Source organism: Bradyrhizobium sp., from assembly GCF_030646015.1.
GTDB lineage: Bacteria > Pseudomonadota > Alphaproteobacteria > Rhizobiales > Xanthobacteraceae > Bradyrhizobium.
On the sequence record NZ_JAUSLT010000146.1, the window covers coordinates 1 to 14,961 of the forward strand.

Below are 14,961 nucleotides of genomic sequence, written 5' to 3' on the forward strand. Positions count from 1 at the left end.
CTGCCCTGTATGCTCGTGTGCAGCTTTTTTTGCACGACTTCGCACACGAGACCGCGGGTGCAGCGCGCATCCGGCATTCCCTGCTCCCTCCTTCTTGAGGGACAACGACAGGCAAACCTCGGGCAAATCGTGCCGCGAGAAGGCGGCGGTGTATCTGCTGTTTGAAATTAGAATCGCGATATAAACGTCGTCGTCCCGGACAAGCGAGCGCAGCGAGCGCTGATCCGGGACCCCAGCGATGAGCGCAGTTGCGCTCATCGCGGCGCCGCGGCGGTCATTACTAGCCTCGCTGTTGGACGGCTTTCGCTCAACAAACTCGCGGCGGTGATTATGGGTCCCGGCTCGGAGGCCGGGACGACGTGGTGAGAGAGCGGAGCCAAACCTTACGCCGCCCCAATCATTAAACTTGTAACGTTTGCACTAGCTCCGCATTCATGATGCCCATTAAGCCCCGAAGAACCCCTCGTCGTGTAGCCTTGGTTGCAAGTTCGCCGACGCCATACCGAGGATCCATGACAGCTCCAGCCATCAAGTCTTCGTCCAAACGCCGGCTGCTGCTGGCGTCGGACCGGAGCGATCAGAGCAGCGAACTGGCCGGCATCCTGCAGACGGTGAGCGAGGTCGATACCGTCTCGATGGCCGATCTTCCCGACGCGCCCAGCCAGTTCGCGGGTGTCGTGGTCGACATCAATCTGCGGTCGCCCGAATGCGTCCAGCTGGTCCGCAACAAGCTGCGCTCGGAGCCTTACCGCGCGATGCCGCGGCTGTTCGTTCTGGCCGACGCGCTTCATCATGGCTCGATGCAGGCCTGGGCGCTCGGCGCCACCGATACCATCGCGCGGCCGTTCGATGCGCAGGCCATTCTGCAGCGCATCCGCGCGGCGTTTCCGGACACCCATGGCTACGACGCCACCGATCGCGGCAAGGCGCTGAACCGGGGCGTCGAGGCCGCGCATGCGGTGCTGGTCAAGATGTTCGAGAAACTTCCCCAGGGCATTCCCTTGCAGTTCAGCGACATCGTGGCGGCCGAAAACAGGATTCTCAAGGCGATCAAGCACTCCTCGCTGCGCGAATGGCTGACCACGGTCGGCTGCCACCACACCGACACCTATCGCCATTGCCTGTTCGTCACCGGATTTGCCGTCGCGTTCGCGCAGCACCTCGGCATGCGTGAAGACGATCAGCGCCGGTTGGCGCGCGCCGCCCTGCTGCATGACGTCGGCAAGGCTTTCATTCCCGTTGATATCCTCGACAAGCCGGGACCGCTGACATCGGCGGAAGTGACCGAAGTCCGCCAGCATCCGCGCCGCGGCTTCGACGCGCTGGCGGCCCAGGGCGGCTTCCCGCCGGAAATGCTGGACGTGGTCCTGCATCATCACGAACTTCTCGACGGCTCAGGCTATCCCAACGCCCTGCGCGGTAATCAGATCAGCGACATCGTGCGGCTGATAACGATCGTCGATATCTACGCCGCACTGGTGGAGAAGCGCGCCTATCGGATGCAATATACCCACGCCGGGGCGTACGCCATGATGGAGGAGATGGGGGACAGGCTGGATCAGCATCTTCTCAAGGCGTTCCGCCCGATCGCGTTCGGGTATCATTGACTCCCCTCCCTCCACGCGCCCTTGCGCGTGGCGGGGAGGGGTCGGGGGTGGGGGGTAGCGCGGCAGACTCGCTGTCAGTCGAACACGCTGCGTGTCAGTAGCGCAAGCAGCGAACACCGAGTCTGCGGAAGCACCCCCACCCCCGACCCCTCCCCGCCGCTTCGCGGGAGGAGGGGAGAAAAAGCGCCCGTCACCCCAGCAGCTTCCGCAACTCCGCCTTCGCCACCTTCTCCAGTGTCGAGCGCGGCATGTCGTCGACGAAGTGGATTTCGCGCGGCACTTTGAAATCGGCCAGCGCGCCGCGGCAGGCGGCCATCACGGTGTCGTGCAGGTCCGCGGGCGCGCCCTCGACGCCGGCGGCGGGAATGATGAACACCACCGGCACCTCGTCGAGCATCGGGTGCTTCTTCGCCACCACCGCGGCCTCGCGCACGCCCGGCACCACCGCGATCACCTGCTCGATCTCGGAGGCCGCGACATTCTCGCCGCCGACCTTCAGCATGTCCTTGGCGCGGTCGCCGAACTTTACAAATCCGTGGTCCAGCAGAGTGACCCGGTCGCCGGTGATGAAATAGCCGTGCTCGTCGTAACTCTCCCGCGTCGCCTTCTCGTTGTGCAGGTACTCCGCAAACAGCGACAGCCCGGGAATGCCCTTGATCAGCAGGTTGCCGGTGTCGCCGACCGCCGTCGGCGCGCCGTCGTCATCGGTAATCCGGATGGCATATTCCGCCGCGGCGCGGCCGATCGACATCGGAATATTGGGCTGGTCGACTTCGCCGACGATGCCGTGGGTGATGGTCTCGGTCATGCCCCACCAGCCGATCATCTTGATGCCGAAGGCGGCGAACGCCGGCGGGTCGTTGATCGCGGTGCCCCACAGCCGGAACTTGTGGTTCTTCGGGATCTCGTGTTCGAGCAGCGCCTTCATGCAGAACGGGATCGTCGAGGTCCAGGTGCAGCCGTGCTGCAGCGCCACGCTCCAGAACCGGCTCGCGGAAAACCGTGGCTGGATCACGCAGGTGGCGCCGACCCACAGGCTCGCCAGCATCGAATAGGCCAGCGCATTGGTGTGGAACAGCGGCAGATAGGTCTGGTGCACGTCACCTGCGTGCAGGTCCTGGTGGGCGGCGTTGATCTTGGCGCCCCACAGCGCGTTGGCGTGGGTCCACAGCACCGCCTTCGGGCGCGACGTGGTGCCGGAGGTATATTGCACGCTGCAGGGGGCCAGCGGATCGGTGGCGCGGCGCGGCCGGTCGGCGCTGTCGGCGAACAGCGCTTCAAAGCTGTCGCTGCGCCGGGGATTGAAGCCTTGTGCAGGGGCTGCCCCCGAATCGTGCGAGATCACCGCGAGCCAGCGCAAATTCCGGCAATGCGCCGCCACCATTTCGGCATAGGCCGGCTGGGTAATCGCGGCCACCGCGCCGCAATGATTGGCAAAATATTCCATTTCCGCCGGCGCCGAGCGGGTGTTGGTGGTCACCGCGATGGCGCCGAGCTCGACGCAGGCGAACCAGGCCAGCATCGCCTCGATGCAGTTGTCGAGATGGATCAGGACATACTCGCCGGGCTTGATGCCGCGCGCGACGAGCCCCGCGGCCAGCGCGCCGACCCGCTCGTGAAACTCGCCATAATTCCAGCTCCGCGCCGGCGCATCGAACGGCGCCCAGACCAGAAACGGATGGTCGCGCCGCGTCTCGGCCCGCATCCGCAGCAGCCACGGCACGTCAAGCCCCGCGAACGGCCCCACGATGCCCGGCGCTGCCTGTGAATTTCGCATGGATCCTCCCACGCAGCCTTGCCGGCTGCTTCAGTGTTGTTGGTTGGGAGTAGTTCTGCCATCGGATGGCGCGGTGGGCAAATCCCGTCCCGTCAGCGCGCATCGTCTTCATACGACGAAATCTCGATCAAACTGCCGTCGGGATCCCGGCAATAGACTGACCGCAGCGTGCCGCGGGCGCCCTGTTTCGCGACCGGGCCTTCCTCGATCGCCACGCCATGCGCCTTCAGATGCGCCACCACCTCGTCCGGCGCGCTCGAGGTGAGAAAGCACAGATCGTCGCTGCCGGCGGTTTGATGGTCCGCGGTGAACCACTCCACCTTGTCGGCGTCGCGCGGCCGCACGTTGATTTTCTGGTTCCCGAACTTGAGCGTCGTCCGCGGCGCCTTGCCCGGGCCCGGATCGAACACCTGGACCTCCATGCCGAGGATCTTTCGATACCATTCGGCGGAACGCGCCACGTCGGCGACATTGATCACGATGTGATCGAGTGCGTTCACCATGACGGCCATGCATTATCCTTTCGTCGCGTCCAAGGGCGATCCGCCGCACTGGCCGTCACCCGCTTTGTTTGTTACAACGCGGCCCGTTGTCAATTCAACAGGTGCGGACCGCGCGATACGATGCGGCCGCCGGGAGAAACTGCATGACCTCACGTCGTACCGCGATTTGTCTGATCGCCACGGGTATTTCGATCGGCATTTCGGCAATCGCCTCGATCGGCAGCGCCGCGGCGCAGGATTATCCGACCCGGCCGGTGAAATGGGTGGTCGGCTATCCGCCCGGCGGCGCCACCGATATCATTGCGCGGCTGATCGGCCAGCGGATGTCCGAGCGGCTCGGCCAGCAATTCGTGATCGAAAACAAGCCCGGCGCCGGCAACAATATCGCCACCGAGTCGGTGATCAATGCGGAACCCGACGGCTATACGCTCCTGTTCGTCAATCCCGCCAACTACATCAATGCCTCGCTCTACGCCAACCTGAAATTCAACGTCGTTCGCGACATCGCGCCGATCGCGGCGTTCAATCGCGTGCCGAACGTCATGACGGTCGCCAAGGACGTGCCGGCCAAGACGGCGGCCGAGTTCATCGCCTATGTGAAGGCCAACCCGGGCAAGGTGAATCTGGCGTCGTCGGGCAACGGCACCTCGGTGCATCTGTCGGGCGAAATGTTCATGATGATGACGGGCATCAAGATGCAGCATATTCCCTACCGGGGCGCGGCGCCCGCGATCACCGACATGCTCGGTGGCCAGGTCCAGCTGATCTTCGACAACATGCCCTCGATCCTGCAGCATATCCGCGCCGGTTCCTTGCGCGCGCTGGCGGTGACGTCGACGGCGCGATCCTCGCTGTTGCCCGACGTGCCCGTTCTCGCCGACACCATTCCGGGCTACGAGGCGAGCGCGCTGTTCGGCGCGGGGGCGCCGAAGAACACACCGAAGGAAATCCTCGAGAAGCTGAACAAGACGTTCAACGAGGTGCTCGCGGAACCCGCGATCAAGGCCAAGCTGTTCGATCTCGGCGGCGAGCCGCTGCCCGGGCCGCCGGAGGCTTTCGGCAAGATGATCGTGGCCGAAACCGAGAAATGGGAGACGGTGGTCAAGGCCGCCGGCCTCAAGGTCGAGTGATCTGCGTCACGGAACCTGGCGGGCGTGATCTGGTTTTCTAGGCGACGACACACCCCAGACGAGGAGACCAGATCATGCGCTATGCAACATTGGCACTGTTGGCGGCGGTGGCGGCAGGCGCCGCCACCATGGCCGGCCCGACGCCCGCCGCGGCTTACGATTACCCCTATTGTGCTCAGGGCAGGGGTGTCGGCATTCCCGGCGAGTGCTCCTACCAGACCTATGCCCAATGCATGGCGAGCGCTTCCGGGCGCGGGCTCTACTGCAACGTCAATCCCCGTGCCGCCTTGAATCAGCAGCCGCGCGGGCGCGTCTACCGGGGTTATTGAAATCCGGGATTAGCTGTCATCGCCGGTCACCGGCTCGCCAAGGCGAGGCCCGGTGACGGCGTGTGACCGGATCATGCATGCTCCCCAATTCGTGAAAAGCCGCCGCACTTGACGCGGCTTTGGCGTCGTTATACTAAACCTTATGGTTAAGTATAACGATGAGCTCCTGAACCGCACCTTCGCAGCGCTTGCGGATCCGACGCGACGCGCGCTGCTGGCGCGGCTCGGCAGCCGGGACAGCATCTCGGTGAGCGAACTGGCGCAGCCGTTCGCGATGTCGCTGCCCGCGGTCATGAAACATCTCGACGTGCTGTCGGACGCCGGCCTGGTCGCGCGCGAGAAGACCGGGCGCACCGTGGCGTGCCGGCTCACCGCCAGCCCGATGGAGCAGGCGATGGAGTGGCTCAATCGCTACCAGCGCTTCTGGTCCGACAATCTCGCCCGCCTTGCCGCATTCGTGGAGGAAGACACCTCCTTGGAGAAAAACCCATGGCCACTCCATCAGCCGCTGCCGGCAACGCCGGGCTCGCCAGCCGGCCGAGCCTCACCCTCAAGCGTCGTCTCAATGCGATCCCCGAAAAAGTCTACGCCGCGTGGACCGACCCGGAAAAAATAGCGCGCTGGTTCGGGCCCGCGCAGGTCAAGGCCGGCTCGGTGCGGGCGGACGTCGACCTGCGCGTCGGCGGCCGCTACCGCATCAGTTTCGAAGGCGGCGATGGCGAGTATTTTCAGGTCGACGGCGTCTATCGCGAGGTCGTGCCGAACGCGCGGATCGCGTTCAGCTGGGCGTGGCACTCGACGCCGGAACGCGAATCGCAGGTCACGGTGTCGCTGCAGCCCGACGGCAGCGGCACGCTTCTGACGCTGCACCATGAACAATTCTTCAACGAAGCCGCGCGCGACGGCCATGCGCGTGGATGGGACGCATTGTTCGACAAGCTGGAAAAGTACCTCGCCTGAAGCAAGGAGGAGCCAGCCATGCAACCGCACAAGATCGTTTCGCGCGCGGAATGGATCGAAGCCCGCAAGGCGCACATGGCGCATGAGAAGGAGTATACCAGGGCGCGAGACCGCCTGAGCGAGCAGCGGCGTGCGCTGCCCTGGGTCAGGGTCGACAAGGCCTATTCGTTCGACGGTCCGAACGGACCGCAGACGCTGGGCGACCTGTTCGCCGGGCGGAGCCAGCTGGTGGTGCAGCACTTCATGTTCGCGCCCGACTGGACCGAGGGCTGCAAGAGCTGCTCGTTCTGGGCCGATGGCTTCGAGCGCATGATTCCGCATCTTGCAGCCCGCGACACCACGCTGGTGGCGATATCACGCGCGCCGCTGCCCAGGCTTGCCGCGTTCAAGGCGCGGATGGGCTGGACCTTCGACTGGCTGTCCTCGGCGGCAAGCGATTTCAACTACGACTTCGCCGTCTCGTTCACGCCCGACCAGATCCAGTCGGGCGCCAAAATCTACAATTTCGGTACCAGCGGTTTTGGGGTCGAGGAAGCGCCGGGGATCAGCGTGTTCTTCCGCGACGATGCGGGCAATATCTTCCACACCTATTCCTGTTTCGCCCGCGGCCTCGACATGATGAACGCCGCCTATCACTATCTCGATCTGACGCCGCTCGGCCGCCACGAAGAGGGGCTCCCGTACCCGATGGACTGGCTGCGGCTACGTGACCAATACCAACCCGCCGCGGTTCAGGCATCCTGTTGCCAAAGCTGAATTCGTCATCACACCGATAGAGAGAAATACCGATGCCTTACGTCGACGGCTTCATCGTCGCGGTTCCCAGGAAGAACATCGCGGCCTATCGTAAATTGTCCACCAAATGCGGCAAGATCTGGCGCGAATTCGGTGCGCTGGACTACCGGGAATGGGTGGCCGACGACGTCAAGGTCGGCAAGCTCACCTCGTTCCCGCGCGCGGTCAAGCTCAGGAAGGGAGAGGTCGTGGTGTTCTCCTGGATCACCTACAAGTCGCGCGCCCAGCGCGACAGGATCAACGCCAAGGTAATGGCGGATCCGCGGCTCGCGAACATCATGGGTTCGAATTCGCAACCTCCGTTCGACGGCAAGCGGATGATCTATGGCGGCTTCGAAAGCCTGGTCAAAGTCTAGCGCCGCGTACCGCCGCGCGGAATTCTCAAGCCTGCGGATAACTCGCCGCCTGCGCTGGACGCCGGCGCCGGGGCCACGCTAATCAAGCCTCAACGATCGCGCATAACAACAAGAACCGTTGCGGTCCAAGGCGCTGGCGTGAGTTTGCAGGTTACCATTCTGAAAGTCCTGGCCAGTCACGACAGCGGCCGAGCCACGCTCGCTTCTCTCAACCGGGATATCGCGATCCTCATGGCCAGCGGCGCGGAATGGAGCGCGCGGACCAGGCGTTTGGCCGCGCGGGTGGCCGCCATCGATATTTTCGGCAGCGGTTACGTGCTGCGCGACGCCGAGGGATGGCAGATCACCGAAGCCGGCAGAAAATTCCTCGACGCGCTTGAAGCCATCACCCAGGATAACCAGCCGCCGGTTCTGATCCGGCGCCCGTCCGATGTCCCCGAGTCGCCCCGCCCGGAAGGCACGCTGATCGTGATCGGTCACCGCTTCAAGAGCCGGATCGGGCGCCACCGCGATGCGGCCCCGCGCAATCCCAGGGCGATCTAGTAAGCAAAGGCGATTCAGGCAGCGGGCCTGGCCTGCTCGCCGGCGATGGCGCGATCGATGGCGTCGATCAGGACCTGGGTCTCGATGAATTTGAGCCGCGCCCGCTCCGCCTTGTCACGATCGAACGGGGCGGCCAGCGTCTTGGCAAAGGCGTCGCGGTCTTCGACCATCCGCTCACGCGCCTTTTTCAGCGTCTCAAGTCGCTCGCTCATGTCGGCATCGCTTTCTGGTTGGTCCGAAAACGCTCCGATTTACTGGCGCACCCGACACGATTCGAACGTGTGACCTTTGCCTTCGGAGGGCAACGGTGGGTACATTACCTCCGCTTACCCGAAATCACTTGGCATTACTAGAGGCGAGTTATAAGCTGAAATGGGGGTGATTTGAGGGCAACGGACGTTTCCCGATATTTCCCCGGTTTTCCGGCCTGTGCTTACCCGGTGCTTACCCGATGCCAAAGCTTACCAAAAGGATCGTAGACGCTGCTAGGGCAGCCAAGGGTGAGTTATTCCTCTGGGATGACGAACTGCCCGGGTTCGGGCTGCGGGCCAAGGCAAGCGGCGCCAAGTCATTCCTGGTGCAGTACAGGAACGCCAACGGGCGCAGCCGCCGACTTACTGTCGGGCGATATGGCGTCCTGACGGTTGAGGAGGCCCGCCGGCAGGCCAAGCTGGCCTTGGCGGAGGTCGTGAAGGGCGCCGATCCGGCAGAGAGCAAGAAGCTCGCCCGGGGCGCCATGACGATCGAGGAACTTTGCCGGGAATATCTGGCCAAGGCAGAGGCGGGGCTGATCCTCACCCGCCGCGGTGAGGCCAAGAGCTCCAGCACGCTCTATACAGATACCGGCCGGATCAATCGGCACATCATTCCATTGATCGGGAAGCGGACGGTCAAGGATTTCACGACCATTGATGCTGGGAGGTTCCAGCGCGATGTGATCGCCGGGAAATCCGCCGCCGACATCAAGACGAAGTTGAGAGGACGAGCCATTGTCACCGGCGGGAAGGGGACGGCTGCTCGAACGATGGGACTGCTTGGCGGGATTTTCAGCTATGCGGTCAGTGAGGGATACCGGCCGGACAACCCCTGCAACGGCATCGTCCGCCCAAAAGACGGAACTCACGAATGGCGCATGGATGACGCCGGGTATCGTCATCTCGGCAAATGCCTCGCCGCGGCGGAGGCGACCGGACATCATTGGCAGCGCGTGCTGGCCAGCAGGGCAGCGACGTTGACGGGCTGTCGGCTGGACGAGATCGAGGGACTGCTCAAAACGGAAGTTGATAGCGGCGGCATGGCGCTCCGCCTGGGCGACACAAAAACCGGCAAGAGCATCCGCCCGGTTGGGTCCGCGGTGATAGCCGTCGTGAAAGCGGCCTCAGCCAAGTCCAAATCCAAATATGTCTTCCCCGCGATCACGACCAACGCCAAGCATCACACTGGCCTGACCCGATGGCTTCAGAAAATAGCGGCCAAAGACGTGCCTGGGATTACTAGCAACGGCTTGCGCCATTCGTTCAGCTCGACTGCGGAAGACCTGGGCTATTCCCTTCCGACCATCAAAGCTTTGGTCGGCCACTCCCGCGCGAGCGTGACCGAGGGCTATATCCATAAGATCGATTCTGCGTTGCTCGCCGCCGCCGATCGGATCGCGCGGTACATCGACGATGCCATGACAGGACGTAAACCAAACAAGGTGGTCCAGTTTCGGATGCCTGAGCAAGAACCGGCGCGGCTAGGGTAGCTCCCGAAGAGCAGGTCTCCGCACCAGCCTGCCGCGTCGTCACGTCTGCGGACGCACGAGCGGAGTGTACACATGTCCAGCAAGGCGCGGGAACCATTGCAGCAGCCAGAAAATCTCAAACGCTTTGACCCTCTCAATCTGCCGCATTGGACGCTGCCAATGGCGCTGACGTGGATCATCTGGCGGGACCTCGATCGGGTCCGCGGTCAGTATGAATCTTACGACTGGCATCTGCGAGATGCGAACCGGTTGAAAGATTCCGATGACGAATTTGTTCCGAGCCTGCCGCCGACACGGCTGAAGCATCTCGCAGATGTTCTGCTTGAGACTGAGGATTCCGATCTTCCGCAGAACTTCATCGTTCGCGGTCCTGCCGCACGAGACGACCTGTGGCTTAAACTTGGCTCGGGTATGATCGTGGCGACCGGCATTCCGGTCGACGGGGGCAGCCGCCGCGCCATCGACGGCTCCGAATGGGTGGATCTCGATTCCTTCGTTACCGACGGGCCCAACTACTGGCCGGTCGATGCAATCGGCGCGGGTCACGGTGACGGGATCCGTTTCAAGTCGGTGCGTGTCAAATCCGAATCTGTTGTGGCGACCTGGGTTAGAGTGGATGCAAGCAGAACTGCAGCGCCGCCGACGCCAAGGGGGCGACGCCAAATTTATAATTGGGAAGAGGCGAAACAGTTTCTGTACCGACTCATGGACGAAAAGGGGGACTACGCCGAGGAGGACCAGGCCGACGACTGGTGCCGGCAGGCTGACGCCGAGAGGGCCGTGGTCGGACATATGACGACGGACAACAAAGGACCATCAGAAAACACAGTCCGAGTAAACGTCGTGAAAATTGTCGAGAGCTGGCGTGAATTGCAGCGCATAGAGAGGGCCCGTAATTCAGCAGAGTGATTGCAGGCCTTTATCGGCCTTAGCAAGCTGAATATCTGAGGTGATAGCCCTACTATCCTTGCATTGGCGGAGATTGCTCCGCGATGATGCGAGGCGCAGATGGATACCATCCGTACGGAAGCCGCTAAATTGGAGCGCCTGCTAAGGCGAACTGAGGCAGCAAAATACGTCACAGATACTTATGGATTTCCTTGTTCGCCAAGGACACTCGCCAAATTGGCGTGTGTAAGTTCTCGAGGGCCGCCGTTCAGGCTGGTTTCCCGCTGGCCCTTGTATCCCGTGTCTGGCCTCGACGAGTGGGCACGGAGCAAGATTGGACCGTTGGTTCGATCGACCTCTGAAGTTCGCCGCATCGCTTAACCCCCAAACAAAAGCCCAGCCACACGATCCAGTCTTGCGAGGATCAGTCGTGTGCGCCGGGCTCAAAGAAAGAGTTTTCGATGAAGTCAAACAATATACGATCTGGAGACAGATGTCACGGTCTTGCAGGCTTACCCTTGTTCGATTGGCGACAAACGTTGCCACGTCGGCCGCCTACTCCAGCTGGCGCGTATGTGACCCGGAAGTTCGGCGTCCCGATTGCGATCGCGGATGTCGTCGCTGCCCTCGCCGGACTCGGCTGCAATCGGGAGGGCGCTTGATGGAGAGCAACGCCGAAACGAGATCGTTGATTTTAGGCAGCAGCATGAATAGCCCTTCCGAGGCTTACATCAGGGCTGCGGTTGACGGCGAGGTCACAATTGCCGCGAAGGCTCAATCATCAACACGCAATTATGCCTTGAACCGCGCCGCGTTCAAGTTGGGTACAATCCCCGGAGTGACGACGGACACCGCCATCGGCGCGCTGATGTTGTCGGCTGACGCTAACGGATATCTTAAAGAACATGGAGCGAAGGCGACCCGTAAAGTTCTTGAGAGCGGGTTCAGGAGCGGACAGACCAACATTCGGCCCGTCCAATCTTTGCCGAGACTGGTTACGCGATCCAGCGCCGCCCGCCCACCACAGCCAGCCGTCTTATCGGCCATCAAAGAGGCGGCAGATACGAGCCTACCGATGCGAACGGCACCAGACCAGGAAGGAAAGCCGTCGTTTCATACCTGGGCGGCCGACGGTCCACCGGTTCGATCAGACGAGAAGCGCCGGCATATTTATTGGCGCGACGCTCTTCCGGTTCGGATCAAGGTGATGAACAGCGGCGGCGGTGCAGTTAATTGGTACCGCGTTCAGGATGCTCACGGTACCCTCGGCTGGCAGGCAAGGAAACCTGACGGGTTTATCGAGGTGCCCTATGTCGGGGGAGCCGATTCTTTCGATCGAGAGGTGATCGCTGATGACATCTATTGGCCGGAAGGCGAGAAGGATGTGGATACCCTTATTCGCATCGGTCTTTGGGCAATTACATTTGGCGGCACCGGCGACGGGCTGCCGAGTGGCTGCGCGGGATGTTTTCCCGGGCGCAATGTCATTGTTCTCGCCGACAACGACACGGGCGGCCGCCAGCACGCAGAGAAAAAGGCAGCCCTTATAGCGCCGGTAGCGGCAAGCGTTCGCGTTGTCCATTTTGCCGAGCTTTCTGAAAAAGGCGATGTCTCCGATTGGATCGCGATGGGGCATTCCGCCGACGATCTGCGCCAACGGGCGGCGGCGACGACCATCTGGCTTCCGCCAGTGGTTACGACCCCAAACAATGCGCATCAGGCGGGCCGCCGCCTTCTCAGCCATCGCGCCAGTGACATCCAGCCGGAGCGCTTGGAGTGGATCTGGCGCGGCCGGATCGCGCGCGGAAAAGTAATGCTGATCGGCGGCCCGCCCGGTCTCGGTAAAAGTCAGGTGACCGCCAACATCGCCGCTACCGTCTCTATCAGCGGGGGCTGGCCGTGCAACGAAGGGCGCGCCCCTGAAGGTGATGCCATTATCTTGAGTGCAGAAGACGGTATCGCCGACACCATTGTTCCGCGACTGATTGCGGCCGGTGCCAACAGAGACCGCGTCCACATTGTGGTAGCGGCGACCAAACCCGACGGGACCGGACGGAAAACGTTCTCCCTTAAGACGGATGTCGACCTGCTGGAGAGGTTGGCCGCCCAGATCGGAACCGTGCGCCTGATAGTCATCGACCCCATCAGCGCCTACATGGGCGGTGCCGACGGCAACGGGAACGTCGAGACACGCGAGGTCCTTGAACCTTTGGCCGAGATGGCAAATCGGCTCGGTATTGCTGTTGTAGCCGTCACCCACCTGAACAAAGGTGGTGCTGGCGGTCAGACAGCCCTTAATCGGTTTGCGGGCTCGATTGCCTTCGTCGCCGCTGCGCGATCTGCCTACTTGATCATCGAGGATCCTGAGGATGAACACCGTCGGCTGTTCCTAGAAGCCAAGAACAACCTTGGCCCGAAAAGCAGAGGGCTCGCGTTCCGCGTCGAGCAACGTTTGGTCGGCGATGATATTCTGGCGTCCAACATCAGTTGGGAGACCGACCCTGTGATGGCATCGGTAGACGAGGCCCTGTCGGCCTCTGAAAACCGAGGAGCTAACGAGGGCCGCACCGGCAAGGACGACGCCGCTGACTTCCTTCGTGCTGTTCTCGCGGGCGGAGCAATGCCTGTTCTCGAAATCGAGCAGGAAGCACGCGCCGCTGGATTGCTTGGAGCCGAAAGTTCGATCAGCCAGAACAAGGCATTCCGCTCCGCGCGGATCTTGCTGGGCGTCACGCCCAAACGAACGGGCGGAACCGGGGCTGCCGGCAAATGGGTCTGGGAACTACCCCCAGCGCCTAAGATGCCCGCTCCGGGCTTAGATGCCCTGCATTTAGAAGGGCATCTTAGCGGGTCAAGGGCATCTTAGCGTTTGAGGAGAAACCATGGCTACCGGCGGTGACGGTCCATCAGGACCGGGAAACGGAAACTACCGACAATGGGGCGCGGACAAATCGCGGATGCCATCCGCTATGTCATGCCGCCGGACGCGAATCACTGACGAGCGGTGGCGGTGATGGCTTCCAAAGAAGACGCGAGGTGGTGGTTCTTATGAGCAAAACAAAAAATGTTAGTCAAGATGATCTGGTATTTGGCCTTCCACCTGATTTCGATTTCACAACGATCAGAAATTCCGAGGATGCAAAGTTCCTTATATGGGATTTGCCTAACCCTGATCGCGGGAACGCCGCGCGCGGACTCTACCGCGTTCGCAGGACAATCGGTGGCCACGTGGCTTACACTGGGATGATTGCGGCTTGGGGGCACGACCATTCGCATGTTGGGAAGGCCTTTGGCTCCGGCTTAAAATTTGCCCGGGCGCTTAAAGCGGTAGCCCCGCCGCATTGCCAAACAGGGCAGCTCCGGGCTTGGCGGGGCGTCTTGCTTAAGGAAGGGCACCCATTCGATGCCGCACTCGCCCCATCATGGACAACCGATAGAGACACCGCCGCGTGGTTTGCCATGCGTTTTTTCTACGAAGATGGGTCGCGCCCCTTTGTTTACTACGCCGATTTCGAATCGGAGGACGTCGTGGCTCTCAACGAGAGCCGGGGCGAAGGAGAGGTCATTGTCCATCAGTTTCGGCAGGTATTCGTTGATCAGGACGGAACTCCCGCAGCTAAACTAGGTAGGTTCGCCGTGCCGAGCTCCACTGCGCTATCCGCTTGGCGAGAGGGTCACCAGCGGACATTGCAGCGCCGCCAAAAAGCATCGCCTGTATTAGTCTGAAGCCATCAGGACGCATGCATTCTTGGACCGAAAAACAGTGCCGCCAGCTCTGGGACGATAGGAGCCTCATATTCATGGACGCTAAGATGTCCTTGCCAACTAAGATGCCCTCCAAATGCCAAGGGCATCTAGACTAGGGATCACAGGTCTCAGTTGAACGACGGTGAAGCCCCACTGAGCCGCAAGATCTTGGCCTCCACGTAGGCGCTGGGGCCGTCTATCGAGCCCGCTGGTGCGATAAGGACTTGGGCCGCCTTCACACAAGGCTCGGCCGATTGCGAACGGTCCTCAGGGCCGTCTAGCGCCGAGGGCATCAGCCGTGGTGAGGGGCAGGGGTCGTACTTGTTGCTCGTGGTGCCGGTGATCGTGGATGCGACGGAGATGGATGATTTCGGTACGGACGGCAGCGTCGAGTCCGGCATGTCAGCTATTGGGGGGTGAGCGGACCCATTTCGGAGGCGGGCTGAGGTCTCAGTTTGATGCTGTGGACGGCTCCTCCACCGGCACATCGGTGCCATGGATGTGGGCGCTGTTAGGGCTCCCACGATTCAGAGGAGCGAGCCATGCAGACGATAACAACAATCGGTTTAGATATCGCCAAGT

General features: G+C 62.0%; 16 protein-coding genes. 12 read left to right on the forward strand and 4 right to left on the reverse strand.

Going from position 1 to position 14,961, the window contains the following annotated elements:
- Nucleotides 1-258 (reverse strand): hypothetical protein (locus tag Q7T45_RS22375; RefSeq protein ID WP_304873653.1); only part of this gene is annotated, 258 nt, incomplete at its 3' end.
- Between the two features lie 254 nt (nucleotides 259-512).
- On the opposite strand from Q7T45_RS22375, the gene Q7T45_RS22380 reads away from it, so the two are divergent.
- The gene (locus Q7T45_RS22380) at nucleotides 513-1,607 is read left to right on the forward strand and encodes an HD domain-containing protein (RefSeq protein WP_304873654.1); all 1,095 of its coding nucleotides are present in this window, start codon (nucleotides 513-515) and stop codon (nucleotides 1,605-1,607) included.
- Between the two features lie 190 nt (nucleotides 1,608-1,797).
- Here Q7T45_RS22380 and Q7T45_RS22385 read toward each other — a convergent pair whose 3' ends face one another.
- Together Q7T45_RS22385 and Q7T45_RS22390 are read right to left on the reverse strand one after the other, a co-directional pair.
- A complete protein-coding gene (locus Q7T45_RS22385) occupies nucleotides 1,798-3,384 on the reverse strand; it encodes an AMP-binding protein (protein ID WP_304873656.1) in 1,587 nt (528 codons plus the stop codon).
- 92 nt (nucleotides 3,385-3,476) lie between these two features.
- Entirely contained in the window at nucleotides 3,477-3,896 is a 420-nt protein-coding gene (locus Q7T45_RS22390; RefSeq protein ID WP_304873657.1) for a VOC family protein, read from the reverse strand.
- Between the two features lie 134 nt (nucleotides 3,897-4,030).
- Between Q7T45_RS22390 and Q7T45_RS22395 the strand changes: the two genes are divergently transcribed.
- The 7 genes from Q7T45_RS22395 (at nucleotide 4,031) to Q7T45_RS22425 (ending at nucleotide 8,000) form a co-directional block, all read left to right on the forward strand.
- Entirely contained in the window at nucleotides 4,031-5,017 is a 987-nt protein-coding gene (locus tag Q7T45_RS22395) for a tripartite tricarboxylate transporter substrate binding protein (RefSeq protein ID WP_304873658.1), read from the forward strand.
- Between the two features lie 74 nt (nucleotides 5,018-5,091).
- Nucleotides 5,092-5,346: a DUF3551 domain-containing protein gene (locus Q7T45_RS22400; protein ID WP_304873659.1), complete on the forward strand. Its 255-nt coding sequence runs from the start codon at nucleotides 5,092-5,094 to the stop codon at nucleotides 5,344-5,346.
- 142 nt (nucleotides 5,347-5,488) lie between these two features.
- Nucleotides 5,489-5,962 (forward strand): helix-turn-helix transcriptional regulator, encoded by a 474-nt coding sequence (locus Q7T45_RS22405; RefSeq protein ID WP_304873660.1) that lies wholly within the window; start codon nucleotides 5,489-5,491, stop codon nucleotides 5,960-5,962.
- Nucleotides 5,917-6,306, forward strand: coding sequence for an SRPBCC domain-containing protein (locus Q7T45_RS22410; protein ID WP_304873673.1), 390 nt, complete (start codon nucleotides 5,917-5,919; stop codon nucleotides 6,304-6,306). Before Q7T45_RS22405 ends, Q7T45_RS22410 begins: the two co-directional genes overlap by 46 nt.
- An 18-nt stretch (nucleotides 6,307-6,324) precedes the next feature.
- Nucleotides 6,325-7,062, forward strand: coding sequence for a DUF899 domain-containing protein (locus Q7T45_RS22415; RefSeq protein ID WP_304873662.1), 738 nt, complete (start codon nucleotides 6,325-6,327; stop codon nucleotides 7,060-7,062).
- A 32-nt stretch (nucleotides 7,063-7,094) separates the two neighbouring features.
- Entirely contained in the window at nucleotides 7,095-7,457 is a 363-nt protein-coding gene (locus tag Q7T45_RS22420; RefSeq protein ID WP_304873664.1) for a DUF1428 domain-containing protein, read from the forward strand.
- Between the two features lie 138 nt (nucleotides 7,458-7,595).
- A complete protein-coding gene (locus Q7T45_RS22425; protein WP_304873666.1) occupies nucleotides 7,596-8,000 on the forward strand; it encodes an aminoacyl-tRNA deacylase in 405 nt (134 codons plus the stop codon).
- A gap of 14 nt (nucleotides 8,001-8,014) precedes the next feature.
- Here the strand turns inward: Q7T45_RS22425 and Q7T45_RS22430 are convergent, their stop codons facing one another.
- Complete coding sequence (locus Q7T45_RS22430; protein WP_304743022.1) at nucleotides 8,015-8,212, reverse strand: hypothetical protein; 198 nt, start codon at nucleotides 8,210-8,212, stop codon at nucleotides 8,015-8,017.
- Between the two features lie 239 nt (nucleotides 8,213-8,451).
- Here Q7T45_RS22430 and Q7T45_RS22435 point away from each other — a divergent pair, with 239 nt between their 5' ends.
- The 4 genes from Q7T45_RS22435 to Q7T45_RS22450 all read left to right on the forward strand — a co-directional run bounded on the left by Q7T45_RS22435 (nucleotide 8,452) and on the right by Q7T45_RS22450 (nucleotide 14,358).
- Nucleotides 8,452-9,744, forward strand: a complete 1,293-nt coding sequence (locus Q7T45_RS22435) for a site-specific integrase (protein WP_304873667.1) — start codon at nucleotides 8,452-8,454, stop codon at nucleotides 9,742-9,744.
- 72 nt (nucleotides 9,745-9,816) lie between these two features.
- Nucleotides 9,817-10,653 carry a hypothetical protein gene (locus tag Q7T45_RS22440; protein ID WP_304873669.1) on the forward strand — a complete coding sequence of 279 codons (837 nt, stop codon included), beginning with the start codon at nucleotides 9,817-9,819 and terminating at the stop codon, nucleotides 10,651-10,653.
- Between the two features lie 640 nt (nucleotides 10,654-11,293).
- Nucleotides 11,294-13,498, forward strand: coding sequence for an AAA family ATPase (locus Q7T45_RS22445; protein ID WP_304873670.1), 2,205 nt, complete (start codon nucleotides 11,294-11,296; stop codon nucleotides 13,496-13,498).
- Between the two features lie 182 nt (nucleotides 13,499-13,680).
- Nucleotides 13,681-14,358: a hypothetical protein gene (locus Q7T45_RS22450; protein WP_304873672.1), complete on the forward strand. Its 678-nt coding sequence runs from the start codon at nucleotides 13,681-13,683 to the stop codon at nucleotides 14,356-14,358.
- The last annotated feature ends 603 nt before the right edge of the window (nucleotides 14,359-14,961 follow it).